Source organism: Shimia sp. MIT910701, from assembly GCF_047126315.1.
In the GTDB taxonomy this organism is placed as follows: domain Bacteria; phylum Pseudomonadota; class Alphaproteobacteria; order Rhodobacterales; family Rhodobacteraceae; genus Shimia.
This window is the reverse complement of record NZ_CP138953.1, coordinates 1,433,188-1,458,726: the sequence shown is the minus strand read 5'-3', so window position 1 is coordinate 1,458,726 and position 25,539 is coordinate 1,433,188. Positions and strand designations below refer to the sequence as shown.

The window sequence follows — 25,539 nt, the reverse complement described above, 5'->3', positions numbered from 1 at the left end:
TTAGGTGCGCACTACCAAATTTTCACTCAATAGCATCTTGCCTGTAGGTGAAGACATCATGGCAATCACGTCTGCAACCTGTTCTGGCTGCATAATAGTTGCTGGATCCTCGTCTGGTGCAAGGGTTTTGCGCAATTCAGTGGCGCAACGACCTGGCGACAGGCACACCACGTCCACACCATAAGGCGCCAATTCTTCCCGCATGACCTCGGACATATTGATCACCGCCGCTTTGGAGGTTGAATAAGACAACCAGCCGGAACGCCCGTTGATACCTGCCGTGGACGCAATGTTGATGATTTTCTCAAGCGGATGGTTTCGTAGCAGCGCTTCCTGCACAAAGCGGAAGGGCGCATAAACATTCACCCGCATGGTGCGCTCGAAATCGGCCATGTGAGTTTCGTTGATCGACGCTGGCTTTGTGAACGCCGCGTTGTTGATGATATAGTTGACCGTAACGTTTTCAGCATCCAAGCGATCAAAAACACACTTGACCGCCTCTGGATCAGAAAGATCTGCTTCCACTTGAAAGATCTGCCGGTTCCCGGAAATCGCCCGCACCTCAGCCACCGCGCTGTCAAAAGTATCAGATTGTCGCGCGACCATGACAATGCAGCTCACATCATCCATGCCCCGGGCAAAGCGGCGGGCCGTTGCGAGGCCGATGCCCTTTGAAGCACCGCTAATTAGAACAGTCTTAGTCATGGGCAGGTACTTTTCCTTTGCTGTGGAAATCCTTCATCATGCCTTCTGCTATAATGAAATCTTCAGGTGTGGTAATTTTGATGTTTCGACTGGACCCTTCCAAAGAAAGGACTGGCTGTTTGGTCATTTTGACCACCATGACCGAGTCTTCATTGTAAGCCTTGGCTTTCTTTCGGGCCTTTGCATGGGCCGCAAGCAAAGTGTCCCGCTCAAATTTTTGTGGCAACTGTATATCAAAAACTTTCTCCCGTGACACACCGCGCTTAACAAGGCGTGTCTCAGAGTCGATCCGGCACATGGAAAACGAGATAGCCAGACAATAGCCAGCATTCACGGCAGAGTTCTCAATCAAGTCCGTCAACATATCGACCTTGATAAAAGGACGAGCCGCCTCGTGAAGCAGCACTATGTCTTTATCAGCGGCCTTGGCCAAAGCCTCACAGCTTTCTTGGCGCGTCGCGCCGGCCGGAATAATTTTATATGGCAAGCCTGCGCAATAGGCTTCCATAATTTCACGTGTACGCTCCTCATAGCCTTCAGGAGCATTGACAACAATCTCAGCCACATTTGGGGTCCGCACCGCCGCGATTATCGAGTGAGCCACCATCGGATGGCCTGCCAGTTTATAAAACTGCTTTGGCTCGTGATGGTTGGATCGCGCGCCCACACCACCCGACAACAGCAGGAAGGAAACCTGCGGTTCGGGATGTGGGCGTGTTAATCTATGTAGGCTCTTTCTTTAGCTCGCTAACGCTAGTGTGGCCGCCACGATAGCGACGAATTTGGCAAGGTCGGTCGATGGCGCATTTGCGACAAAGAGCACATCTTTGTCCCGCATCGCGAAGGCTTGGGTCATAAAAATCGCCTCAGGCGAGTTCATATCGACCCAATAGATCGTTGGCACGCCGTCAGAATAGGCGCGATCAGGCAGCTTCACACCGGTGCTCTGCACCCGCGCCTGGTGTTCAAACCGGAACAGAAATACACCGCTGTCATCTGCGGTCTTATCGTCCAAACCACCTACCTTGCTGATCGCTTCCGCCAAGGTGACGGTCTCAGTGCCAAAAGGGTATTGAGAAGGCTTGCTTACGGCTCCAAAGGCCGAGAACGTGCGCGGCTTGTGTAGCAGCTGCACCGTGTCACGCGGCTGCAACCATACATTGGCGCTGCCGGTGGAAATCACCTCATCCAAACGCGCGCGGGCGACGGAACTGCCGCGCACCAGGCTCACTTCCATGTCATGGGTGGGCTGGGTTGCGCCACCAGCCGTGGCCACCGCATCCAAAAGTCGCAATCCGCTAGCGGGAATATCAAACCGACCGGGCGCGCGTGCATCCCCCACCACGGTCACGCTCTGCGCGCCACCTTTTTCGAGGATGACGGAGACCTCGGGATCAACCGCTTTGCCGCGCAACCCATCGGCCACTTGCGAGCGCACTTGATCTACAGTCAGGCCAATGACCGGCAGATTTCCGACATAGGGGATATTGATATTGCCGTCGTTGCTGACAATCACCGGGATCGCAGAAGACTTCTGCTCAACGGTGGAAAACAACCCTTCCGGAGAGCTCTCCCAGATCCGCACGGTCAGACGATCCCCCACACGAATACGGGTACCGGCACTTGACGTGCTGCGTGAACTGACACTGCCCGCAAAACCGCCCTTCACCGGCGCTCCGACTTTGCCAATCACCGCTGGCGTCACCGGCACCAGGGCAAAATCACGCGTGACATTTTCGTCATTTGCCACCTGATCCGTCATCGTGATCATCGCCCGGCTGGTGCCCTGGCCAGGCAAGGTCGAACAGCCTGCTACAGCCAACACGAAAACAGCCGCAACAATCGCCCGGCCCCACCGCATTTTTCCCAGCTTCGCTTCAACAACCATTCTGGTCTTCAACTTCCTGTTATTTGCACCAAAGCGCACGCCCTTCATACCGCTGGAGTCGCCCCGAATACAGAGGCATTCCGCCAGTTCCCTAAGCATGCTGTTGGACAATGCCAAGGAAGCCCCCGTTCGGGTGCTCTTGAGGGGACTGTATTTGCGAAAGTGGTTACCGATCTTCTAATGCCGCAACGTCAATTTTTGCTGCAGACGTCCGTTTGATCCTTTGGTCCATTGAAGAACTGAATGTTGCTGCCTGGCTCCGGCTGAGCGCAAGTAAGAGTATACATGGTGAGTATTAGCCCAAAAATTCGTTTTGACGCCCTCGGGCGCTGCGCGGATAAAAGCCGAAAAACAAAAGGAAAGTCAATAAAATAAACTCAAAACAATGGGGCGAAACCATCTTCAATAACCAATTTTCACAGCCCTCTAAAAGTCGCAAAACCTATCTTGAAACGCGTGTGCGCGGCTTAAATAACAGCGTTACTCAGTTCTTGAATTTTTTTTCAATCTTCAAAATTACCTCCCGGCAAAGATGCCTTTCCTGCAGACATTACCGCCATACAGACGCCTCCAGAAATTCAAGATTCGGGCCGCCGGCAACTTTCCGCCGCAAAATTCACGCGCATGTTTCAAAGTCGTAAAAAAGCAACAGCTTCTGTGCGTAGCCCTGCCATTATGGCAAAACAGCCTCAATTAACCCCCGCCAAAAACACAGAAAATCCCCGCAGCGGCGCCAACTGCGGGGGTGCGTCTTCGGGCAAATTGGTATTGTTTTTAGGCACCAAAAGCGCGCTAAACAACTTTTCCCAACTTATAGGCATCAATTGCGAGATCGCGACACAACAGACAGGCAATCTCGTCCACGTCACTGCGCCCCAAAATGCCACGGCCCCGCTGGGCGGCCAGATGCAGGCTCACTCCCCGTCGCCACATGTCGTGCCGCGCCGGGATCGACATCAGCGCCCGCGTGTCATCATTGAAGCCCGCTAGGTTCCAATAGCCAGCCGTCTCCACCACCTGATCCAGATAGCGCGCGATGCCATTGGCGCTGTCATGGAACCACCACGGAGGACCCAGCCGCAAGGCTGGCCAGTGCCCCGCCATCGGGGCCAATTCACGCGCATAGGCGCTTTCATCCAGTGTAAACAGCAGGATGTTCATGTCGCGCTCATTGCCCACGCGATTGAGCAAGGCCTCCATGCCATCCACCCAATCCACGCGCACCGGCATATCCGCCCCCATATGCGCGCCAAACTTGTCATAGAGCGCCTTGTTGGTGTTGCGTTTGCTGCCGGCATGGATCTGCATCACCAGACCATCCTCAGCCGACATCTGCGCCATCTCGGTCAGCATATGGCCGTAGAACACCTGCGCCTCTTTTGGCGTGATCTTCCCGCTGCGCGCCTTGGCATAAAGCTCTGAAGCGCGCTTCTCAGTGAGATAGCAGGTCATAAGGTTCGCCACAGAATGGTCGGTCGCCGTCGCGCCATAGGCCATGAAATGCGCCCGCCGATCCCGCAGCGCCTCAAGGTATCCGGCAAATTTCTCAGTGTCCTGCCCGGTTATGTCGGCCAGCTTAACGATGTCTTTTTTGAAACCCGGATGCTTGGGATCCAGAATGCTGTCTGGGCGGAAGGTCGGGATGATCTTGCCGCTCAGCTTCTGTTTCCGCGCCGCCTTGTGGTGACCAAGGTCCGACAACGCGCCATCCGTTGTTGCCAGCACTTCGATGTTGAACTCTTCCAACAACGCCTGCGGCCGCAACCGCGCCGCCTTCAGTTCTGCGTCGATCTTGTCATAAAACACATCCGCGTTTTCACGATTCAGCGTGGCGGTAATGCCAAAGGTCCGCGCCATGGTGGTGGCAAACCAGGCATCACTGGGCGTGCCGCGGAACTTGTGCCAGTGATTGGCGAAGATGCGGAAGATCGCCCGCGCATCCCGTTTCTCCGGCGGCACGCCAATGCCCAGCTCCTCCAAAGGCACACCCTGGCTGTAGAGCATGCGGAAAATGTAGTGGTCGGGAATGATCAACAGCTCCGCCGGATCACTAAAGGCCTTGTTCTCGGCAAACCAGCTCGGATCACAATGGCCGTGCGGCGAGATAATCGGCATATCGCGCACACCGTCATAAATGTCCTGCGCCGCATCCGGCAGGGTCAGGATCGGCGTGGTGTGTCCGGTCAAGGAAGTCAGTGCCTGGCTCATCGTCAAACGTCTCTCTGTGCTGGCAGAGCCCCCGGCGCGGGCGCCCCACACGGCCCCGCGTATACGCGCAATGCGTACACAACAGGCCCAAGTCATTCCCAGCCAAAGGCACATAGAGAGATTTATGTTCCGCTAACGCACACGGCACGAGTCGGGCACATTGGCGCGCGCAGCCTAAGCACAGCTCAAAATTCACAAGATAAGAAAACACCCATGCCGTGCAGGCAAAGCGCCACGAAAAGCTGCACGTTCACGACATCTTTAGCAACCACATGAAATTACAAACACTTCTTATAAAGCGCTGCTTCGAAATCAACCCAAGGATGTGATCGCCGCCATCTCGGAGGCACGTTTTGGCGCGCCCCACTACCACCACACTCCTGAAAACAAACATAAAATGCCACCTAAATTCCCAAAAGGCTGGCCAGAACGCCCCTCCCAAACGACCTCAAATCAGCCTAAGACGTGACCACAGAGCACGTTAAAGACGCAAACTCAGGCGCCCGCCATGGCAAAGATGACCCAACGGCAACATTATAGCATCTCCCAGCAGCAACCATCTGCAAATGCGCGAAATTTTCCCTTGCCGGGGCCGCCTTCAGGTTGCACCATTCGCCCAAACGCTCGGCCGTGCCCACGCGTGACCTGACTTAGGAGTTCCCTGTGAAGCAGACATGGCGCTGGTTTGGTCCGGCTGACCCGATCGACATCTACGACTTGCCACAGGTGGGCGTGCAAGGCGTGGTCACCTCCCTGCATCACATCCCCCCGGGCACCCCTTGGTCCAAGAGTGACATCCGCGAGCGACAGGCAGAAATCGCCAAACCAACGCCACAACCCACAGGCCTCAACTGGGAGGTGGTGGAAAGCCTGCCGGTTTCCGAAGTCATAAAGACCAAAGGCACCGGCTACGCCGCGCACATTGCCGCTTATAAGGAAAGCCTGCATAACCTTGCCGGCTGCGGCATCCAGACGGTGTGTTACAACTTCATGCCTGTGCTGGACTGGACCCGCACCAACCTCGCCGCGCGCATGTCCCACGGCGGCACCGCCATGGCCTTTGATGTGGTTGACTTCGCCCTGTTTGACCTCTTCCTACTGGCCCGTCCCGGCGCAGAAGACGATTACAGCCCAGAGACCAAACAAGCCGCCAGTGCCCGTTTCAACGCATTGGACGACACCGCACAGGCCAGCTTGGTGAACACCATTGTCGCCGGGCTGCCGGGCGCCACCGAAAGCTGGACCCTGACAGATGTGCTGGACCTACTTGCTCTATATAAAGACATCGACGCCTCCCAGCTGCGCGCCAACCTGATCGACTTTCTGTCCGAAGTGGTGCCCGTGGCCGAAGAACACGGCATCCGCCTGTGCTGCCACCCCGACGACCCGCCGTTCTCTCTGCTAGGACTGCCCCGCGTGATGTCCTCCACGGCAGATTACGAGGCCATCCTCTCCGCCATCGACAGCCCCGCCAACGGCGCAACACTCTGCACCGGCTCCCTTGGCGTGAACCCGGCCTTTGACACAGAAGACTTCATCGCCCGTCTTGGCCCACGCATCCATTTTGCCCATCTGCGCAACACCCTGCGCCAAGGACCATCTGACGGCAACAAGCTCAGCTTTCACGAGTCTATGCATCTGGAAGGGCAAACCGACATGGTCCTCGCCATCCGCGCGCTGCTGAAGGAAGAGTCCCGCCGCAAGGCCGAAGGCCGCAGCGATTGGGACATCCCCATGCGCCCGGACCACGGCCAACACATCTTATATGACCTGCACAGCGAAACCCTGCCCGGTTACCCGCTGATTGGCCGCACCAAAGGGCTGGCGGAACTGCGCGGCGTGATGACCGCGCTCACCGCCGATCTATAAAGCCGGAAACACGCCGGTCTTTTTCACCGTGCCATAGGCAAAGGTGGTGTCGATGCTGGCAATCCCGCCAATCGGATGAATGCGCAGGCGGATGAATTCCTCATAAGCCTCCAGATCCGCCACCACCACGCGCAGCTGATAATCCGTTGCCCCGGTCAGAACGTGGCACTCCAGCACCTCATCAATCAACATCACCGCGCGCTCAAACCGCTGCACATCCTCTTCATTGTGCCGCTCCAGTTTCACCCGCACAAACACCGTCACCGGCAGGCCATAGGCTTTGGCATCCACCTCTGCGCCGTAGCCGGTGATTGCGCCAGAGCTTTCCAAATTGCGCAACCGTCGCAGACAGGGACTGGGGGACAGATTCACCGCCTCCGCCAGATCCTGATTGGTCATGCGCCCATTGGCCTGTAACGCCCGAATAATCTGACGATCTTTGGCATCCATCTCGCGACTCCTTGGCAGATTATGCCAACATTCTACCCAACTGCGCTATTTTTCGCAATCACATGCCCCGCAACCTCCCCCAAACTGACCTTAACAGTTTCACGCGAGGACCCTTCCCATGACCAAACGCAACGCCCCACAAGGCTTCGCCACCCGCGCCATCCACCACGCCTATGATCCGCAGGACAACGAAGGCGCGCTGACCCCACCGCTGCACCTGACCTCCACTTTCACTTTTGAAACCGCGCAGGCCGGTGGCGAGATGTTTGCCGGTGACCGCGTGGGGCACATCTATTCGCGCATCTCAAATCCAACCTGCGATCTGCTGGAGCAGCGCATCGCCACACTCGAAGGGGCCGAAGCCGGTCTGGCCTTGGCCTCCGGCATGGGCGGCATCACCGCCACGCTCTGGACCCTGCTCTCCCCTGGCGACGAACTCATCGTCGACAAAACGCTGTATGGCTGCACCTTTGCCTTCATGCAGCATGGTCTGGCGAAATGGGGCGTGACCATCACCCATGTCGACATGACCAATATCGAAAATCTGCGCGCCGCTGTCTCAGACAAAACCCGCGTGGTGTATTTCGAAACCCCGGCCAACCCCAACATGCGTCTGGTCGACATCGCCGCCGCATCCAAAATTGCGCACAGCGTGGACGCCACCGTGGTGGTCGACAACACCTACGCTACGCCCTACCTGACCCGCCCTATCGAACTGGGCGCAGACATCGTGCTGCACTCCGCCACCAAGTATCTCGGGGGCCACGGCGATGTGGTGGCCGGTCTTGTGGTCGGCACCGCCGAGCAAATTGCCGACATCCGTCTGGTCGGCATGAAAGACATGACCGGCGCGGTCATGGCGCCGTTTAATGCCATGCTGATCTTGCGCGGCCTCAAAACCCTGGCCCTGCGTCTGGACCGCCATGTGCAATCCGCGATCACCGTTGCGGAATGGCTCGAAAGCCACCCGGCCATTGAATCCGTGTCCTTCCCGGGCCTAAAGAGTTTCCCACAGCATGAGCTGGCAGAGCGCCAAATGGACAAACCCGGCGCGATGATCGCCTTTGAACTGGTCGAAGGCCACGACGCGGGTATCGCGCTGATGAACAACCTCAACCTCATCCAGCGGGCGGTGTCTTTGGGCGACGCCGAAAGCCTGATCCAGCACCCGGCCTCCATGACCCATTCCACCTACACGCCCGAAGAGCGCGCCGCGCACAACATCACCGAAGGCCTCGTGCGTCTGTCCGTAGGTCTTGAAGAGGTTGAGGACATCCTCGCCGACCTCGCCCAAGCGCTAGACGCCCTGCCCACCCGCATCGCAGCGGAATAAGCCCTTCGGCCTTGGCGTGCTACACTTGCGCCAAGGCCACTCTCCCCGATTGCCCACCGGAGCCAGACAATGAACGACACCCAGCACCTGAAGACCATCGAACAACGCCTGCTGTGGCTGTCCCATTGGATGATCCACAACGCCAACCACATCCGGCCCAAAGAAGACGGCATCAAGATCGGCGGCCACCAGGCGTCCTCCGCCTCCATGGTTTCGATCATGACCGCGCTCTACTTTGCCACGCTCAAGCCTGAAGACCGCGTTGCCGTGAAACCCCACGCCTCGCCAATCTTCCATGCGATGCAATATCTGATGGGCAATCAGACACGCGAGAAAATGGAAAACTTCCGCGGCTTTGGCGGCGTGCAAAGCTACCCCAGCCGCACCAAAGACATCGACGATGTGGATTTCTCCACCGGCTCCGTGGGGCTTGGCGTGGCAATCACCTCCTTCGCCTCGCTGATCCAAGACTACATCACCGCCAAAGACTGGGGCGCGGACGCGCCGCAGGGCCATATGGTGGCGCTGGTGGGCGATGCGGAACTGGACGAAGGCAACGTCTATGAGGCCCTGCAAGAGGGCTGGAAAAACGACCTGCGCAACACCTGGTGGATCATCGACTACAACCGCCAATCCTTGGACGGCATCGTGCGCGAAGGCCTGTTTGAACGGGTTGAGAAGATCTTTGACGCCTTTGGCTGGGACGTAGTCCGCGTGAAATACGGCGCCCTGCAACGTGCTGCCTTTGCCGAGCCCGGCGGTGACAAGTTGCGCGACTGGATCGACAATTGCCCTAACCAAGACTACTCCGCCTTGACCTTCATGGGCGGGGCGGTCTGGCGGAAACACCTGATGGACGATCTTGGCGACCAAGGCGACGTTACGGCGCTCCTAGATCGGCGCAGCGACGACGAGTTGGCCGAACTGATGGAAAACTTCGGCGGCAACTGCGTGGAAACCATGGCCGAGACCTTCGCCGCCATCGACCACGACCGCCCAACCTGTTTTCTGGCCTACACCATCAAAGGCTGGGGCACGCCCATCGCCGGTCACAAGGACAACCACGGCGGGTTGATGAACAAGACCCAGATGGCGACTTGGCAAAAACACATGGGTGTGGCCGAAGGTCAGGAATGGGAGCCGATGGCCACCGTCGCCGCCCCAGCCGCCCTGCGCGACTTCCTCTCCGAAGTGCCTTTCTTTGCCCAAGGGCCACGCCGGTTTACCGACGCCAAACTCCCGGTTCCGGCCATCTCGCTCGACAGTGACCGCGAGACTTCCACGCAAATGGCCTTTGGCAAAATTCTCGATGACCTCTCCAAAGGCGACAGCGACCTTGCCGCGCGCATCGTGACCACCTCGCCCGATGTGACCGGCACCACCAACCTCGGCCCATGGGTCAACCGCCGCAAGCTCTTTGCCCGCAAGGCCCAGGCCGACGCCTTTATCGAGCACCGCATTCCCTCAACAGCCAAATGGGAGTTCACGCCGGAAGGCCAGCACATTGAGCTGGGCATTGCCGAGATGAACCTGATGCTCCTGCTGGGGGCCGCAGGCTTATCCCACTCCCTCTTTGGCAAACGCCTGATCCCCATCGGCACCGTCTACGATCCTTTTGTGTCCCGCGGTCTCGATGCGCTCAACTACGCCTGCTATCAAGACGCCCGCTTCCTGCTGGTGGGCACCCCCTCCGGCGTGACGCTTGCACCCGAAGGCGGCGCGCATCAATCCATTGCCTCGCCTTTGATCGGCATGTCCCAAGACGGCCTCGCTTCCTTTGAACCGGCCTTTGCCGATGAGCTAGCCGTGATCATGGAATGGGCCTTTGACTACCTGCAACGCGATGGCGAAGGCGATCCCGACGAGCGCACCTGGCTGCGCGATGAAACCGGCGGCTCTGTCTATCTGCGCCTGACCACCAACCCGATTGAGCAGCCGGGCAAGCGCAACGATGACGCGTTCAAACAGGGCGCAATCGATGGTGCCTACTGGCTGCGCAAACCCGGCCCCAACTGCGAGGTTGTGATTGCCTACCAAGGGTCTGTTGCGCCGGAAGCCATCAAAGCCGCTGGTCAAATCGCCAACGACCGCCGCGACATCGGCGTTTTGGCCGTCACTTCTGCGGACCGCCTCAACGCCGGCTGGACCGCCGCGCAACGTGCCCGCGCGCGGGGGCAAATGTCGGCCCAAAGCCACATCGAGCGGCTTTTGTCCGAGCTGCCGCCCCATTGCCGCCTGCTCACAGTGATCGACGGCCACCCCGCCACGCTGAGCTGGCTCGGCGCAGTGCAGGGCCATCAAACCCTACCGCTAGGCGTGGAGCACTTCGGCCAAACCGGCACCATCGGCGACCTCTACCGGCACCACGGGCTGGACGCCGCCACCATCGTCTCCCGCATCAACGCGCTGACCTCGGGCCGCAGCCTTTTGCCGCAAAGGTAACGCCACACGTCTACCGCCGCGGCAGGCGGCGCCCCTCTTGACGCCGGCCACATCGCGCCCGCATGCTTGTCACAGGCATCTCATTCGCCTGCCACAAAGGAGCCCGCGTGCCTGTCAGAACCACCCTCCTGCCGAAATCCGCGCTTTTGCACGTCGAATTATACGGCACCGTCCTGCCCGGCGAACTCTGGGCCGCCCTCACGCGTGCCTATCAGGACCCGGGCTACATCCACGGCATGACCGAAGTGGGGGATTTTCGCGGCGTCACCGACATGCAGGCCGGCTACGATGACATGCTCACATTCACCAAGGCGTTCACCGAGTTTCACAACGCCAACGCAGAGCCGTTGACCCTATTTTTGCTCGACCAAAATCAACTAGGATTTTCCATCGGCGAGATGTTCATGGCCTTTTCAGAAACCCTGCCCAGCACCGTAGATCTGCACGTGATGCCCGGTTATCCAGAAATCTTCGCTGCCCTAGATCTGTCCGAAGACCAGATCGCCGAATTCCCGCCCCACTGCCAGGATGAAACCCATCTGCTCTAAGGCTTTGCTTCATTCCTATTGAATTCCATTTTTGGGATGTTATTTTGGCATAAATTGCCATGAAGAAACCGGTACCGTGTGACTTGCGCGCGCTTCCGTATCACCAAAGGGTTCAGCCTGAAGACTTGGGGTGTTCATGCCCATCGAGAACCAAATCCTCAGTCCCGCCGCTCTGGCCTACCGCCGGTTCTCCGGCCATGTCACCATGGCCGAATTGACCGCCTCCTCCCAAGCGCTGCACGCCGATCCGGCCTATGTGCCGGGCACCCACACCGTGGTCGACATGCTCGACGTGACCGATTTTGACATCGGTTTTGACCAGATGCGCGACTTTGCCGCCCTGACCCGCAACCGTCACAGCGCCCGGGGCAAACCGGTGCACATCTTCATTGTCTGCAGCAGCGAACAAGGCCGCTGGCTGGCGGAAATGTTCCGCGCCCTGGTCGACCTGGAACCCGGCCTGGCCAACATCGACATCCTGCACGGCTTCCCAGAAGTCCTCGCCCTGCTTGACCTGCCACCGGACACCATCAAGCTATTCCCCGAAGACTGTCAAACCGAGTCCCACCTGCTCAACCGTCGCAGCTCCTGAAACGAAACCGGTCTTCACTGAAAAGGCTTCCTTAACGCTCCCCTAGCACCCTCAGCGGAGCAGCCTGTGTCACTTGACACATGCGCATGGGCCACTCATCCTAAACGTGAGCCGACTGGACCACGGCAAAACCGACACGGCGCCAAACTAGGGAGTGCCCATGCCGATTGAAAGCCAACTGCTGACCCCGGCTCCGCTGGTGTACAGCCGCTTTACAGGTAGCGTCACTTTTGAGGACTTCACCACGTCGTCCCAGGCCCTGCATGCCAATCCAGACTTCACGCCCGGCATGCATATGATCCTCGATATGCTCAATCTCGAAGACTTCGACGTGGGGTTTGACGAGATGAAGGCCTTCACCGCCGGCATCCAGCAGCGCCACCGCGAGCGCGGCGAACATGTGCATATCTTTATTGTCTGCAACAACGACCAAAGCATTTGGCTGGCGGAAATGTTCCGCTCTTTGTCAGAGCTCGAAGACGGCATCGCCAGCGTCGACATCGTGCAGGGCTTCCCCGACATCCTCGCCATCCTAGATTTGCCCCGCCGCACCATCGACCTCTTCCCCGAAGACTGCCGCAGCGAAGCGCACCTGCTCAATCGCCTGTCCTCTTGACCGTCACCGGAGTTTCTTGACCCTGCGCTCTTAGTGCGCAATCCTTAACTCAGGATGCCTACACTGAGGAACGCCCGATGCCGGTCACCGCGACGATCCTCCCGCAATTGTCCCTGGTTCACGTCGTCGGAACTGGAACCCTTATCGAAGATGAGCTACGCGGCGCGCTCACCAAATGCTAGGCCCAACCGGACTATCGCTTCGGCATGCCCGAAATCGCGGACATGTCTCAGGTTGGCTTCATCGACACCCGCTTCGACATCCACCAGTCTTTTGTCAAAGAGCTGGCAACGCTGCACGCAGACCAGGGCGCGGCTTTACATGTTATCTTTCTCGGCCTCACCGGACAGCCCGCCCTGATGGTGGAGATGTTCCAAAATCTCGTCGCCGTGCAGGACCCGAAGGCCAAAATCGAGACAGCCGACGGTTATCCCGAAGTGCTTGCGCTGCTGGATTTGCCTGCCGAGGCTATCCGACACTTCCCGGAATCGTGCCAGCAAGAGAGTCACCTGCTCTGATCCCTTGGGACCAACCTCGCCAGGCAATACCTGCCGCCGAAACACTCCCATAGACGCGCCCTCCCCAATTGCGTTCCTAGCGCAATGCTTGAAATAGGTTTCAATACGCTGCACACTTCTGGAAAGGATTTGAGATTGCCGATCAGCGTTTCCGTCATTCCCGAGCTTCAGGTGGTACACAACGTCTATACCGGGCGCGTGACCATTCAGGATCTCTATGACGAGCAAACCAAACGGCACCAGAACCCAGCCTTTGAAATGGGCATGCCCGGCATCAATGACCTGTCACAAGTGACCGAGGTCGACATCGGCTTTGATGAAATGATGGCTTACGCCAAGCAAACAACCGAAACCTACCGCGATGTGACCGAGCCTATTCAACTTGTTCTGGTGGGCGAAACCCCGATCACCGCTGCGGCCATGGCGATGTATGAAAACCTCTCCGCCGCCAGCAACGCCCCATTTGAAGTCACCGTCGTGCCCGGCTACCCCGAAGTTTTGGCCTTGCTCAACCTGCCTGCCGCAGGCCTCGCCTATTTCCCAGATTTCTGCCGTAAGGAAAGTCACCTGTTCTAGGCAAACAAACCTTCTGCCTTTCCCAAATCCCAATTTGCGAAAACACGCCGCAAAATCTGTCGTGCAAGGTGAGAAAAGGTTGCTCTAACAAAAGATGCATCGCAAACTAATCAAAAGGAAAGCGATGCCCGTCAGCCTAACGATCATTCCCGAGCTCAATCTCGTCCACATCATTTATTCTGGACAGGTCACGCCAAAGGAACTCTTTGAAGAGACCCAAGCCTGCTATCAACGGCCGGAATACCGGTCCGGCATGGCCGAAATCAGCGACTTTTTCCAGGTAACCTCTTTTGAAATTGGCTATGACGAAGTGCATGAATTCACCACGCACTCAAAGCAGACGCATGGCAGCGTGGACTCAGGCATGGACATTTGTCTGGTGGGCAGCACCAAAGTGTCTGAACCAGCAATCCTCATGTACGAAAGCATGATCGCGGCCAAAGAAATCCCAATTCGCTTGCACGTTCTTCCCGGGTACCCAGAGGCATTTGCAGTGCTCAACTTGCCGGAAGACAGCCTCAAGTACTTCCCTGAAACCTGCCACACCGAACGCCACCTGCTTTAAGCCAGCGGCGTTCGCGTTCACCGAAATCAGTAGCTGTACTCGCCGTAGATCTGGCTCAGATCACCGTTCCAGTCGCCGTGATACCGCTCCAGAAGCTCATCCGCCGGGACCTTGCCACTCTCCACGCTTTCCTTCAGCGCGTTCAGGAAATGGGTCTCATTAGGCACCAACCCACCAGCTCCCGGCTTGGCCCGCGCCACCAGACCGGCCTCGGAGATCGCCAGCACCTCCCGCGCCAGATCGTGCATCTTGATGCCACCCACCTGCGCCTGAAGCCCGTCTTCACTGGCCGCAACCCGCAGCGCCTCCCGCGTCTCCGCATCCCAGCCTTTCACCAGATCCCAGGCCGCATCCAGCGAGGATTGATCATACATCAGCCCCACCCAGAACGCGGGCAGAGCACAAAGCCGCCGCCATGGACCACCGTCCGCGCCGCGCATTTCCATGAATTTCTTGATCCGCGCCTCAGGGAAGGCGGTGGTCAGGTGATCCGCCCAATCGCTCAGGGTAGGCATCTCGCCGGGCAGGGCCGGCAGCTCGCCTTTCAGGAAGTCGCGGAAGGACATGCCCAGCGCGTCGATGTATTTTCCGTCGCGATAGACAAAATACATCGGCACATCGAGCGCATATTGCACCCAACGCTCAAAGCCAAAACCCTCTTCAAACACAAACGGCAACATGCCGGTGCGGTCGTCATCCAGATTGCGCCAGACCAGCCCCCGTGTGGATTTCACCCCATTGGGTTTGCCATCCAGAAACGGCGAATTGGCAAACAACGCATTCGCCACCGGCTGCAACGCCAGCGCCACGCGCAGCTTCTGCACCATGTCCGCCTCAGAGGCAAAATCGAGGTTCACCTGCACGGTGCAGGTCCGATACATCATGACCTTGCCCATGGTGCCCACGCGGTCCATGTAATCGGTCATCAGCTTGTAACGCCCTTTGGGCATCACCGGCATCTGCTCATGGCTCCAGATCGGCGCCGCGCCAAGCCCAATGAACCCCACTCCGATCTTGTCGGCGATGTCTTTCACATCGGTCAGGTGTTGGTTCACCTCATCACAGGTCTGGTGGATGCTCTCGAGCGGCGCACCGGACAGCTCCAGCTGCCCCCCCGGCTCAAGACTCACATTGGCGCCGTCTTTCTCCAAGCCGATCAGCTTGCCGCCTTCTTCCAGCGGGGACCAGCCGTGGCCATCACGCAGGCCTTCCAGCACCGCCAGAATGGAGCGTTTGCCTTCATAAGGCAGCGGCTTCAGCGTGTCTTTACAATAGCCAAACTTCTCGTGCTCGGTGCCAATACGCCAGTCTTCTTTGGGTTTGCAGCCAGAGCTGAGGTATTCCGCCAGTTGGTCGTGATGCTCAATCGGCCCGCCGCCGGACTGTGGGATAGACATAGGCTTGCTCCGCTCCTGCAAACTCGCTTGGGACAGTAGTGGTGAGGGTAATTCCCGGCAGTGTCAATGCAACCGGGGGTCTGATTTGGCCCAGATCACAACCGGTTGATCCGGTGTGGCCTTCAACTTAGCCAGCATATTTTCCGTGCGGATGCCATCCAGCGACGCAAAGGCATCAAAAAGCGCATCAGAGCCTTCGGCATTCACCGGAATATGCAACGGCGCCTGCCCCGGTTGATAGAGTGCCCAAACCGGTGGCGTGCTGCGTCCGTCCAGCACCACGCGGCTCAGGCTGCGAATGGCCACGCTACCGCCATTGAGCGGGCCAAAGTAAGCCACCTCGCCCTCGTCTACCTGCACCACGCCCGGCCCGCCTTTGCCAATCCGAAACCGCCCGCGCTGCAGACCGCTCACGATCAGCACCGCGCCCACGGCGACGAGGCCAATGCCCAGCCATTTCATCACGCCAAAGCCACTGGCCCACCAAATACCAAGCAGCAACACCACGCCGCCCACCAGGGCTTCCCGCCACTGCGCCACCGCCGCGCGGGCCTCAGGTCGAATGAATGTCATGTCACCACCTTTCAAACTCTAGTCCGGCCGCAAGGCCGGGCAGCGCCCGACCCTCCCCACGGGAGGGCGCTTTTGCTTCCTCCCAGGGTCAAGCGCGGCCCTCTATTCGATGCCAAAAACGCCAGACCAATCATGCCATGTCTCATGTTTCGGTATCAAAAAACGCCATGGCAAATTGCCCACATGGCAGAAACCCAATGGATTGGTAGGCCTTAACTGCAGCTGCACTGGCCGCAAACAGGGTCGCATGGGCCTTTCCTGCATCGCGCGCTTCAGCCAAATGCATTGCCACCGCAGCCCTTGCCAATCCTTGCCCACGCAGGTCCGGCGGCGTGTACACCCCGCCTATTTGCACGACGTCCGAGGTCTGTGCATTGAAGCCAGCCATCGCAACAGGGCGATCACCCCGCATCACAACGCGGTGGCTGTTGCGCTCCAGATACCCGTCAATGTCCTTTTGAGCTGTCGAAACCGGATCCGAAACCGCTAAACCGGGCACTTCCTTTAGATACGCTTCGCGCCACGACAACACGAGATCCCGAGGCGCAGCTTCCAACGGAACCAAGGTCAATCCGCCAATCTCGGGCAGACGTAACTCCTCAAGTGACAGGGCAAAATGCGGCTGCGTGTCATGAGACACCAGCTTCTGCGCGCGCACCTCAGGAATCGCCAATACCTGCGCGACCTGAGCAGCCTCGCCGCAACAGCCCATCAACTTGCGCTCAGCAAAAATTGGCCCTATCTGAGACAACTCATGCTCGGTCACCATCGGCGCTTGCGGCAAAACCATGCCTTCATTGGTCACGCCTAAAAGGCCCTGCCTCCCACCGTCCAAGGCCCAAATCTTCAAGCCTCTGGGGGCATCACTGCCCAAGCCATGCTGCTCAAGGTTCCCCAACAAAAACATCGAGCTCTGCACATGCTCCCGCAGGAACGGCTCAATCCACGCAAGATCCGCCTCCGTGACCGTGCGCCAACTCACTGCCAGTCTCCCAGGCTCTGCTGCCACAGGGTCATCGCCGCAACTGCCGCCGTATCCGCCCGCAAAATCCGCGGCCCAAGGCTCACCACATGCGCAAACGGCAAGGCCTTCAACCGGTCCCGCTCCGCCTCAGAAAACCCACCTTCCGGCCCAATCAAAATGGCCCAAGGCCGACCGTCTTTTCCCGGAATCGGATCGCTAGCGATCCGATCAGCGCCCGATCCGCCCCCACGGGCGGGCGCTTCGCGTCCACCCTCGGCTCGGTCGCTGGGCAGCGCTTCCAGCCAAAGCTGCTCTCCCACTTCGGCCTCATCGCAGAACATCAATTGACGCCCTTCAGGCCACTCCGCCAGCAACCGATCCAGCTTCACCAGATCACTGACCTCCGGCACATAGGTCCCGCCACATTGCTCCGCCGCTTCCACCGCATGGGCCTGCAGACGATCCTGCCGAATGCGCTCGCTGTTGGTGAAATCGGTGTTCACCGGCACAATCCGCGCCGCGCCCATTTCAGCGGCTTTCTCGACAATAAAGTCTGTCCGCGCCTTCTTGATTGGCGCAAAGCACAGCCAGAGGTCTGGCGGCATCTGCAACGGTTTGGTCTGCGCTTCGCACACCAGTTCCCCATTGCGTTTATTCGCCACAGTCACGGCACAGCGCCACTCGCCATCCCGCCCATTAAACAACAGCACCGGATCATCCACCGCCATGCGCATCACGCCAAAAAGGTAATGCGCCTGCTCTTTGGTCAGAGGAATGGTTTGCCCTTCCCCCAAGCCCTGCTCTACATACAGTCTGACTTTTGCCTGTTTCATGGGAACCGACATATGGCCGACACGCCCGCAAAGGAAGACCCCAAGGGGCAAGTTTCTGACGCTGTGAAAGGCAATTGGGTCGACCATCTGGCTCCAGCCTGGTCTCGCCCCTACCTGCGCTTGTCGCGCGCGGACCGTCCCATTGGCACTTGGCTCCTGTTGCTGCCCTGCTGGATGAGCCTAGCGCTGGCGATACTGAGTGATGGTCAGGCCTCGCTGCATGATCTCTGGATCGCCGTCGGCTGCGCCATTGGTGCTTTCCTGATGCGCGGCGCAGGCTGCACCTGGAACGACATCACCGACCGCGAGTTTGACGCCCAAGTTGCGCGCACACGCTCCCGTCCAATCCCGTCCGGCCAAGTGACCGCCAAACAAGCCGCTATTTGGATGGTGATCCAAACCCTGATCTCCGCCGCCATCCTGTTCACTTTCAACCTGAACGCCATCCTGCTGGGCATCGCCTCCCTGCTGCCGGTGGCGGTCTACCCCTTTGCCAAACGCTTCACATGGTGGCCGCAGGTCTTCTTGGGCCTCGCCTTCAACTGGGGCGCGCTTCTGGCCTGGACCGCCCACACCGGCAGCCTCGCCTGGCCCGCCTTGATCCTCTACGCCGCAGGCATTGCTTGGACCCTGTTCTACGACACCATCTATGCCCACCAAGACACCGAAGACGACGCCCTCATCGGTGTGAAATCCACCGCGCGGCTGTTCGGCAAAAACAGCCCGCAATGGCTTCAAGGTTTCCTGACCCTCACAATCATGCTCTTTGGCTTTGCCGTGCTGATGGTCACCATCGAGCGCAGCCCGGCCTCTATGGCCGTCGCCCTTTTGGGGCCGCTCACCATGGGCTGGCACATGCAATGGCAACTGCGCCAGCTCGACACCGAGGACCCCGCCGTGCTCCTGCGCCTGTTCCGCGCCAACCGCGACACCGGCCTTATCCCTCTGCTGTTTTCCGCCACCGCCTTTTTCCTGTGATTGCAAGCGGGGTCATAACCCCGTATCAACCATGCACCACTGGACGGACCACACTTTCTGAATGCGACTTTCTTCCCTCCTTATCCTGTTTGTTACCTTCGCCTCGGCGGGGCTTCTAAGCCTTGTCGCCGCGAGCCTCTCCGCTGATCTGATCGAAGACACCTCCAAGTCCTCCGTCGAGCTCGAGCTTTCCAAGTCCGGCATGGACTGGGCCGAGGTGCATGCCGAAGGCCTGCAAATCTTCCTCGCGGGCGTGGCCCCGTCAGAGGCAGACCGCTTCAAAGCCATCTCCGCCGCGGGCCGCATCGTCGACGCCGCGCGCGTCATCGACAACATGGAAGTACCCGCCACCGCCGCTATTGCTCCACCTCGCTTCTCCGTGGAAATCCTGCGCAACGACGCGGGCATCTCGCTGATCGGTCTGATCCCGGAAAGCGCCGCGCGTGATCGCCTGCTGCGCGAATTACAAGACATCTCCGACAGCGGCGACGTCGCCGACCTTCTGGAAACCGCCGATTACGCTGCCCCCGCGGGCTGGTCCGCCGCCTCCCGCTTTGCTGTCTCCGCCCTCAAAGACCTGCCACGCTCCAAAATCTCGGTACAGGCTGGCCGCGTCGACGTAACCGCCATGGCCGACAGCCCGGAGCAGCGCGCCGAGCTGGAAATCGACCTCGCCCGCCGCGCGCCCAATGGCGTTGAGGTGAACCTCAACATCTCCGCCCCCCGCCCGGTGATCACCCCCTTCACCCTGCGCCTTGTCAAAGGCGGCGACGTCACCCGCTTTGACGCCTGCTCCGCCGACACCGACAAAGCCCGCGCCAAAATCCTCACCGCTGCCCGCGCAGCTGGCCTGGAAGGCAATGTGGACTGCGTGATTGGCCTTGGCGTGCCCTCCACCAGCTGGGGCGACGCGGTGGCCACCGCCATTCGCGGCCTCAATGAACTGAGCGGCGGTACGCTGACCTTCTCCGATGCCGACGTCACCCTCATCGCGCTGATGGGCACCGATCAGGCTCTGTTTGACCGCGTTGTTGGTGAGCTCGAAGGCACCCTGCCCGAAGCCTTTGCCCTGCTGGCCACCCTACCGCCCACACCAGAGGCCGAGGACGAAGCCGTCGCGCAGGAATTTACCGCCACGCTCAGCCCGGAAGGTCTGGTACAACTGCGCGGCCGCCTGCCCAACGACATCGCGCGCGACACCACAGACAGCTACGCCCGCGCCCGCTTTGGCACCGAAACCGTGCATATGGCGACCCGCTTGGACGACACCCTGCCGCCAACCTGGCCTTTCCGCGTGATGGCCGGTCTGGACGCCCTCTCCCTGCTCAACAACGGCTCCCTGATCGTGACGCCCGAGGCCGTCTCCGTCACCGGCAACACCGGCAACACCGAGACCAACGCCCGCATCGCGCAGCTGCTGGCCGCCAAACTGAGCCAGACCGATCACTTCGCGATCAACGTCACCTATCTTGAGGCACTTGATCCACTGGCGGGCCTGCCTACCAACGAAGAATGCATGGCCAACATTCAGGCCCTTCAGGACGAAGCCAAAATTGCCTTTGAACCCGGCAGCGGCACGCTGGATGCCAGCGCCGCCGGGATCATCGACAAGCTGGCAGAAGAGCTCAACGCTTGTCCTGATCTGCAAATCGAAATCCAGGGCCACACCGACAGCCAGGGCCGCGAAAGCATGAACCAGGCCCTGTCGCAAACCCGCGCGCTGGCGGTTCTGACCGCGCTGCAGGAACGCCGCGTGCTGACCAAAGGTTTCCTTGCCCTTGGCTATGGTGAGAGCCAGCCGATTGCTGACAACGACACCGCCGAAGGCCGCGAAGCCAACCGCCGCATCGAGTTTGTCCGCATCCTCCCGGAAGAAGAACAGGCCGAAGCCACAGCAGAAGAAGGTGCCGCTGACGCAGAGGCAGAAGCCGCCGACGCTGAGGCCGAGACCACCGAAGCCGAGGCAGCCCCAAGCGAAAGCGAAGCAGAGACTACCGAGGCGGACAATACCGAAGCCACGTCAGAGGACACCGGCGAGGCAGCACCAGAAGACGCTACCGCGACTGAGACCACCGACGAGACGACCGCCACTGAAGCCGACGCAGCCACGGACGACACAACCGCCGACGCCCCTGCCTCCGAGGCAGACGCCGCAGCGGACACAGGCGCAGACGCCGCCTCTGACGAGACATCCACAGACAACGCCGCGCAGGAAGACGGCGAGGAGACCCAGACCAATGACACGAATTGAGTTCATCCTGACCACCGCCGTCATTCTGTTTGTGGCCTTTTGTATGGGCTGGTTTGCCAATTGGCTGGTGCACCGCTTCACCCGCGTCGCGCAATCTGACGTCGACCAACTGGAGCGCATGTCCCAGGAGCTGCACGAAGCCGAAGAGACCCGCGATCAGGCCATCACCTACCTGCAACAGCGCGAGGCCGAGCTGACCAATCAGCTGACCCAGACCGAAGCCGAACTGCGCGCGGCCATGGACGGCCTCCGCGACGCCCGCCAGGAAGCCGAAGAACTGCGCATGCACGTGGAGCGTCTGGGCGGGGCGTAACAGGCACCCTAGAACCACCAAAGGCCAGTCTCTCTCCAGAGGCTGGCCTTTTTTGTGATTGCATTCAGCTTCCTACTTTGGCGTACCCAACACCACCCCGGACGCCTTCAGCACCTCCCGCTGCGGCTTATAGAAAATCCAGTTGTTGATCTTCTTGCCGCGCACCAACCCAGCGGCGCTGAGTTTCTTCATATGCGCGCTCACCGTGGGCTGCGACAGGTCCAGCTTGTCGACAATCCGCCCCACACAAACGCCATCTTCCACCAAGTCCCCATCCACCTGCGGCGCAAAATGCGAGCGCGGGTCCAGCAGCCAAAGCATGATCTGCAAGCGCACAGGGCTGGACAGCGCGGCAAAGACTTTCGCCTGCGCCGTGACCGACTCAGTTGACTCCGCGAGCATATCGTCAAATATCAATATAGATGATTCCCTATATAGACTGATCTCGATATGACCTTAGCCTCAGATCCCCTCGCCCGCCAAGCCCAAGCCTTCGCTCAAGGCGCAAAACTTGGCGCAGACTACCTGCACGGGCTCTCCGACCGTCAGGTAAACGCAGACGCAACCCAGCTCTCCGCGCTCGACATCGCACTCCACCAACATGGTCATAGCCCCAACGACGTGCTCTCCCTGATGCAGGACGCCGGCAGCCCCGGCACTGTCGCCACCGCCGCGGGCCGCTACTTTGGCTATGTCATCGGCGGCGCACTACCCGCCGCTTCTGGTGCCCGCGCTTTGCTCGCCGCCTGGGACCAATGCGCAAATGCCGACACCGGCCCCTCGGTGATGCAGATGGAGCAAACCGCCGTGCGCTGGATCATCGATCTGCTCAACCTGCCCGCCCAGACCGAAGGCGCCTTCACCACCGGCGCGACCATGGCCAACATGACCCTGCTGGCCACCGCGCGCGACACCTTGCTGAGCCGCCTCGGCCACCCACGCGGCAAAGGCCTGCTCGGCGCGCCTGCCCTGCGCGTGATCGCCAGCGCCGAAATCCACGCCACCGTGCTCAAATCCCTGCGCCTGATTGGTCTTGGCTCCGACACCATCGAACGTGTCCCAACCGACGCCCAAGGCCGCATGCGTGCCGACAAGCTACCCAAGCTGGACGCCTCCTGCATTATGCTGGCGCAGGCGGGCAACGTCTGCACCGGCGCGTTTGATCCGATTGGCGAGATTGCCGACGCCTGCCATGCCGCTGGCGCATGGTTGCATGTCGATGGCGCCTTTGGCCTCTAGGCGCGCGCGGTGCCCGACCTGGCCGACGCGCTCACCGGCCTTGAGAAAGCTGACAGCTGGGTGGTGGACGCCCACAAAACTCTCAACGCGCCGTATGACTCCGGCCTGGCCCTCTGCCGCCATCCCGAAGAGATGCGCGCCTCCATGGCCATCGGCGCCGCCTACCTGCCACCCACCGATCCTTCCCCTGCAGACCTGACGCCAGAGTTCAGCCGCGCCGCCCGAGGTGCCGAAACCTACGCCGCCCTGCTCTCGCTTGGCCGCGAGGGGCTCAACGACATGATCCTTGGCTTTCACAACAAAGCCACCCGCCTCGCAGACGCCTTACGCAATGAAGGCTTCACCGTCCCGCATCTCGTGCACTTCAATCAGGTGTTTGTGACCCTGCCCGACAGCCCAGAGCTCTGCGCTGCCATCACGGCGGAGGTCCAGGCGTGCGGTGAAGCATGGTTTGGCGCCGCCGCCTGGCAAGGCCACAGCGGCTTCCGCCTGAGTGTCTCCAACTGGGCCACAACAGACACGGACATCGACCGGCTGGTGGCCGCCATTGTCAAAGCCCGCAAAGCGGTTCTCACTTCAAAAGCTGTTGCCTAAAGCAACGATGCACCGCGCGGTGGGTTTACCTTTTCCTGCCACGCGGTCGCAAAACCACGCACCTCCGCAAAACAGTCGCGATACCGACAAAATACCGACGTCCCAAACGAAGGGATTTTACCGGTTAACGCAGCTGCATCACCAGCGGCTCAGCGCGTCCTCATCTTCGTCTTTTGCGGCAACCCATTCGGCCCCGTCCGCAGTGTATTCTTTCTTCCAAAACGGCGCGCGGGATTTCAGGTAATCCATCAAATATTCCGCCGCCTCAAAGGCATTCACCCGATGACGCGAGGCCGTGGCGACCATCATGATCATATCACCCTGACGCAGCTCGCCATGGCGGTGGATGACCAAAACATCCCCAAGATCCCAACGGCTTACAGCCTCCGCCGCGATCTTCTCCAGCGCCTTCTGGGTCATGCCGGGATAGTGCTCAATCACCATCCGATCCATGCCGCCCTTGTCGGCATCGCGCACCACACCGGTGAAGGTGACAATCGCGCCCATATTGCGGTGCCCGCTGGCGAAATCCTGCGCCTCGCGGCCAAAATCAAACGGCTCTTCCTGAACAACAACGCGCATGGAAAACCTCTTAACCACCTGTCATTGGTGGGAAAAACGCCACTTCACGCACGCCTTCAAGGCTCGCATCAAAGTCGGTCAATTCTTGATCCACCGCCACACGCAAGGCGCTCAAATCCGAAAAGGCCACCTCATACCGCTCTTCGCGGGTTTTCAGCTCTTCCACCAACTGCATCACGGTTGTGGCGTTGGTCTCCACCTTTTCTTTCGGGATGCCAATGCGCTCCCGCACCCAAGCAAAATAGAGAACATCCATTGCGATCAATCCTTTAGATGCGGCTTCGCCTTGTTGAAGTAGTCCACCCCAGTGATAGCGGTCAGCGCGCCGGCAATCCACAGCAACAAAAGTCCTACCCAGCCGCTCCACACCATCCCGGTGTGTTTCCAACGCAGCCCCTGTAGGTCTTCCACCTCGCCCAGCATCACCTGATCGACCAACGCCTGGTCCATGCCCCAAGCCGACATGCCGAGGTAATGCTCAAACACCCCCTGGCCAAAAAGGAACGCAATCGCAACCATTTGCGTCGCCGTTTTCCATTTCGCCAGCTTGGTCACTTTCAGCGTTCCGGCGGTATCGCCAAGGAACTCCCGCAGGCCCGACACAAACACTTCGCGGAACAGGATCACGGTCGCCGGCAGCACCAGCCAGGGCGACATGGAGCTATAGCCTACGATGACCATCAACGCGATCACCACCATCGCCTTATCGGCAATCGGGTCCATCATCGCGCCCAGCTTGGTTTCCTGCTTCCACAACCGCGCCAGATAGCCGTCAAACCAATCGGTCACGGCCGCGACCAAAAACAGCATCAGCGCAAACCAATCCGCGTAAGGCCTTTCAAAATAAAGAAACATCACAGCAACCATCGGGGCTGCAAACAGGCGCATCACAGAAAGGATGTTGGGAATGGTCCAGGTCATGCCCCTGACTTAGCCTGTCTCCCCTCTCAGGGGAAGCGCGTTTGTGACGCGGTGCCGCCACCATGGCCCAGAGCCCACAAATCTGTGCTACACTGGCATAAGGCAACACAGGCAAAACCCTCGGGCGCAGACCGTCAGAGAGGAGATGCCCTTATGCAACCTGTTGTATTGCTTGTTGGAAAACTGCCCAATGTGATTGGCGCCGTGCCGCGCCAATTGGACCACCTGCCCATTCAATGGCTTGGCGCCCATGACCACGGCGAAGTCATACGCCAGTTGGACACCGAACCGCGCATTTGCTGCGTCATCATGGGCGCCAGCATGGATGACGACACGCGCGGGGACTTGATTGGTCTGATCGCCACCCGCCGCCCCGACCTGTCGATCCACCTCAAGGACCGCTCTTCCGGCCCAGATGGCATGGTTGGGTTTGTCGAGCAGATTGTCGAAAACCTTGTGCTACGCGGCAAGGTGCCTGCCTAGGGCGTCTTGCCAAAATCCTGATCCTCATTTTTGGCAGGACGCCCACGACACTGAGGGGTTCCGCCGCGCCCGACCTTTTTTCTGCTTCAGACCAAATGTCG

General features: G+C 59.5%; 26 protein-coding genes and 1 pseudogene. 14 read left to right on the top strand and 13 right to left on the bottom strand.

Annotated elements, in window-relative coordinates:
* From SIB38_RS07000 to uxaC, 4 genes are all read right to left on the bottom strand, one after another.
* On the bottom strand, positions 1-705 hold the full coding sequence (locus SIB38_RS07000; protein ID WP_294117645.1) for an SDR family NAD(P)-dependent oxidoreductase: 705 nt from the start codon (positions 703-705) through the stop codon (positions 1-3).
* Positions 698-1,384 carry an IspD/TarI family cytidylyltransferase gene (locus SIB38_RS06995; RefSeq protein ID WP_412551688.1) on the bottom strand — a complete coding sequence of 229 codons (687 nt, stop codon included), beginning with the start codon at positions 1,382-1,384 and terminating at the stop codon, positions 698-700. Before SIB38_RS06995 ends, SIB38_RS07000 begins: the two co-directional genes overlap by 8 nt.
* A gap of 60 nt (positions 1,385-1,444) precedes the next feature.
* Entirely contained in the window at positions 1,445-2,593 is a 1,149-nt protein-coding gene (locus tag SIB38_RS06990) for a polysaccharide biosynthesis/export family protein (protein ID WP_412551687.1), read from the bottom strand.
* A 792-nt stretch (positions 2,594-3,385) separates the two neighbouring features.
* Complete coding sequence (gene uxaC, locus SIB38_RS06985) at positions 3,386-4,801, bottom strand: glucuronate isomerase (protein WP_412551686.1); 1,416 nt, start codon at positions 4,799-4,801, stop codon at positions 3,386-3,388.
* Between the two features lie 663 nt (positions 4,802-5,464).
* Here uxaC and uxuA point away from each other — a divergent pair.
* Positions 5,465-6,670 (top strand): mannonate dehydratase, encoded by a 1,206-nt coding sequence (uxuA, locus tag SIB38_RS06980; RefSeq protein WP_294117654.1) that lies wholly within the window; start codon positions 5,465-5,467, stop codon positions 6,668-6,670.
* Here the strand turns inward: uxuA and SIB38_RS06975 are convergent.
* On the bottom strand, positions 6,665-7,120 hold the full coding sequence (locus tag SIB38_RS06975) for an Lrp/AsnC family transcriptional regulator (protein WP_294117656.1): 456 nt from the start codon (positions 7,118-7,120) through the stop codon (positions 6,665-6,667). The two genes, uxuA and SIB38_RS06975, sit on opposite strands and share 6 nt — an antisense overlap.
* A 118-nt stretch (positions 7,121-7,238) precedes the next feature.
* On the opposite strand from SIB38_RS06975, the gene SIB38_RS06970 reads away from it, so the two are divergent.
* The 8 genes from SIB38_RS06970 to SIB38_RS06935 all read left to right on the top strand — a co-directional run bounded on the left by SIB38_RS06970 (position 7,239) and on the right by SIB38_RS06935 (position 14,310).
* Positions 7,239-8,453, top strand: a complete 1,215-nt coding sequence (locus SIB38_RS06970; protein ID WP_294117662.1) for a methionine gamma-lyase — start codon at positions 7,239-7,241, stop codon at positions 8,451-8,453.
* 69 nt (positions 8,454-8,522) lie between these two features.
* The gene (locus SIB38_RS06965; protein WP_412551685.1) at positions 8,523-10,895 is read left to right on the top strand and encodes a 1-deoxy-D-xylulose-5-phosphate synthase N-terminal domain-containing protein; all 2,373 of its coding nucleotides are present in this window, start codon (positions 8,523-8,525) and stop codon (positions 10,893-10,895) included.
* A gap of 107 nt (positions 10,896-11,002) precedes the next feature.
* Positions 11,003-11,443 (top strand): hypothetical protein, encoded by a 441-nt coding sequence (locus tag SIB38_RS06960; RefSeq protein WP_294117665.1) that lies wholly within the window; start codon positions 11,003-11,005, stop codon positions 11,441-11,443.
* Positions 11,444-11,579: 136 nt separating this feature from the next.
* The gene (locus SIB38_RS06955) at positions 11,580-12,035 is read left to right on the top strand and encodes a hypothetical protein (RefSeq protein ID WP_412551684.1); all 456 of its coding nucleotides are present in this window, start codon (positions 11,580-11,582) and stop codon (positions 12,033-12,035) included.
* Positions 12,036-12,195: 160 nt separating this feature from the next.
* Positions 12,196-12,651, top strand: coding sequence for a hypothetical protein (locus SIB38_RS06950; protein WP_412551683.1), 456 nt, complete (start codon positions 12,196-12,198; stop codon positions 12,649-12,651).
* 206 nt (positions 12,652-12,857) lie between these two features.
* Positions 12,858-13,169: a hypothetical protein gene (locus SIB38_RS06945; RefSeq protein WP_294117670.1), complete on the top strand. Its 312-nt coding sequence runs from the start codon at positions 12,858-12,860 to the stop codon at positions 13,167-13,169.
* A gap of 135 nt (positions 13,170-13,304) precedes the next feature.
* Complete coding sequence (locus tag SIB38_RS06940) at positions 13,305-13,745, top strand: hypothetical protein (protein ID WP_294117672.1); 441 nt, start codon at positions 13,305-13,307, stop codon at positions 13,743-13,745.
* Between the two features lie 124 nt (positions 13,746-13,869).
* A complete protein-coding gene (locus SIB38_RS06935; RefSeq protein ID WP_294117674.1) occupies positions 13,870-14,310 on the top strand; it encodes a hypothetical protein in 441 nt (146 codons plus the stop codon).
* Between the two features lie 26 nt (positions 14,311-14,336).
* Here the strand turns inward: SIB38_RS06935 and SIB38_RS06930 are convergent, their stop codons facing one another.
* From SIB38_RS06930 to SIB38_RS06915, 4 genes are all read right to left on the bottom strand, one after another.
* Positions 14,337-15,707, bottom strand: coding sequence for a glutamate--cysteine ligase (locus SIB38_RS06930; protein ID WP_294117676.1), 1,371 nt, complete (start codon positions 15,705-15,707; stop codon positions 14,337-14,339).
* Positions 15,708-15,770: 63 nt separating this feature from the next.
* A complete protein-coding gene (locus tag SIB38_RS06925) occupies positions 15,771-16,280 on the bottom strand; it encodes a hypothetical protein (protein WP_412551682.1) in 510 nt (169 codons plus the stop codon).
* A 142-nt stretch (positions 16,281-16,422) separates the two neighbouring features.
* Positions 16,423-17,262 (bottom strand): GNAT family N-acetyltransferase, encoded by an 840-nt coding sequence (locus SIB38_RS06920; protein ID WP_294117680.1) that lies wholly within the window; start codon positions 17,260-17,262, stop codon positions 16,423-16,425.
* Positions 17,259-18,077: a 16S rRNA (uracil(1498)-N(3))-methyltransferase gene (locus SIB38_RS06915; protein ID WP_412551681.1), complete on the bottom strand. Its 819-nt coding sequence runs from the start codon at positions 18,075-18,077 to the stop codon at positions 17,259-17,261. The genes SIB38_RS06920 and SIB38_RS06915 overlap by 4 nt, the downstream gene beginning before the upstream one ends.
* 12 nt (positions 18,078-18,089) lie before the next feature.
* Here SIB38_RS06915 and ubiA point away from each other — a divergent pair, with 12 nt between their 5' ends.
* The 3 genes from ubiA to SIB38_RS06900 all read left to right on the top strand — a co-directional run bounded on the left by ubiA (position 18,090) and on the right by SIB38_RS06900 (position 21,619).
* Entirely contained in the window at positions 18,090-19,055 is a 966-nt protein-coding gene (gene ubiA / locus SIB38_RS06910; protein ID WP_412551680.1) for a 4-hydroxybenzoate octaprenyltransferase, read from the top strand.
* Positions 19,056-19,116: 61 nt separating this feature from the next.
* Positions 19,117-21,306, top strand: coding sequence for an OmpA family protein (locus SIB38_RS06905; protein WP_412551679.1), 2,190 nt, complete (start codon positions 19,117-19,119; stop codon positions 21,304-21,306).
* On the top strand, positions 21,293-21,619 hold the full coding sequence (locus SIB38_RS06900) for a hypothetical protein (protein WP_294117686.1): 327 nt from the start codon (positions 21,293-21,295) through the stop codon (positions 21,617-21,619). The genes SIB38_RS06905 and SIB38_RS06900 overlap by 14 nt, the downstream gene beginning before the upstream one ends.
* A 72-nt stretch (positions 21,620-21,691) precedes the next feature.
* Here the strand turns inward: SIB38_RS06900 and SIB38_RS06895 are convergent, their stop codons facing one another.
* Entirely contained in the window at positions 21,692-22,021 is a 330-nt protein-coding gene (locus SIB38_RS06895; protein ID WP_294117687.1) for an ArsR/SmtB family transcription factor, read from the bottom strand.
* A gap of 48 nt (positions 22,022-22,069) precedes the next feature.
* Here SIB38_RS06895 and SIB38_RS06890 point away from each other — a divergent pair.
* Positions 22,070-23,452 (top strand): annotated as a pseudogene (locus SIB38_RS06890) (pyridoxal phosphate-dependent decarboxylase family protein).
* A 138-nt stretch (positions 23,453-23,590) separates the two neighbouring features.
* On the opposite strand, the gene SIB38_RS06885 reads toward SIB38_RS06890, so the two are convergent.
* The 3 genes from SIB38_RS06885 to pgsA are packed head-to-tail and all read right to left on the bottom strand — an operon-like array spanning position 23,591 to position 24,955.
* Positions 23,591-24,034 (bottom strand): molybdenum cofactor biosynthesis protein MoaE, encoded by a 444-nt coding sequence (locus tag SIB38_RS06885; RefSeq protein WP_412551678.1) that lies wholly within the window; start codon positions 24,032-24,034, stop codon positions 23,591-23,593.
* 10 nt (positions 24,035-24,044) lie between these two features.
* The gene (gene moaD / locus SIB38_RS06880; RefSeq protein ID WP_294117690.1) at positions 24,045-24,290 is read right to left on the bottom strand and encodes a molybdopterin converting factor subunit 1; all 246 of its coding nucleotides are present in this window, start codon (positions 24,288-24,290) and stop codon (positions 24,045-24,047) included.
* Between the two features lie 5 nt (positions 24,291-24,295).
* The gene (pgsA, locus tag SIB38_RS06875; RefSeq protein ID WP_412551677.1) at positions 24,296-24,955 is read right to left on the bottom strand and encodes a CDP-diacylglycerol--glycerol-3-phosphate 3-phosphatidyltransferase; all 660 of its coding nucleotides are present in this window, start codon (positions 24,953-24,955) and stop codon (positions 24,296-24,298) included.
* Between the two features lie 153 nt (positions 24,956-25,108).
* On the opposite strand from pgsA, the gene SIB38_RS06870 reads away from it, so the two are divergent.
* Complete coding sequence (locus SIB38_RS06870) at positions 25,109-25,438, top strand: hypothetical protein (RefSeq protein WP_294117695.1); 330 nt, start codon at positions 25,109-25,111, stop codon at positions 25,436-25,438.
* Positions 25,439-25,539: the final 101 nt, after the last annotated feature.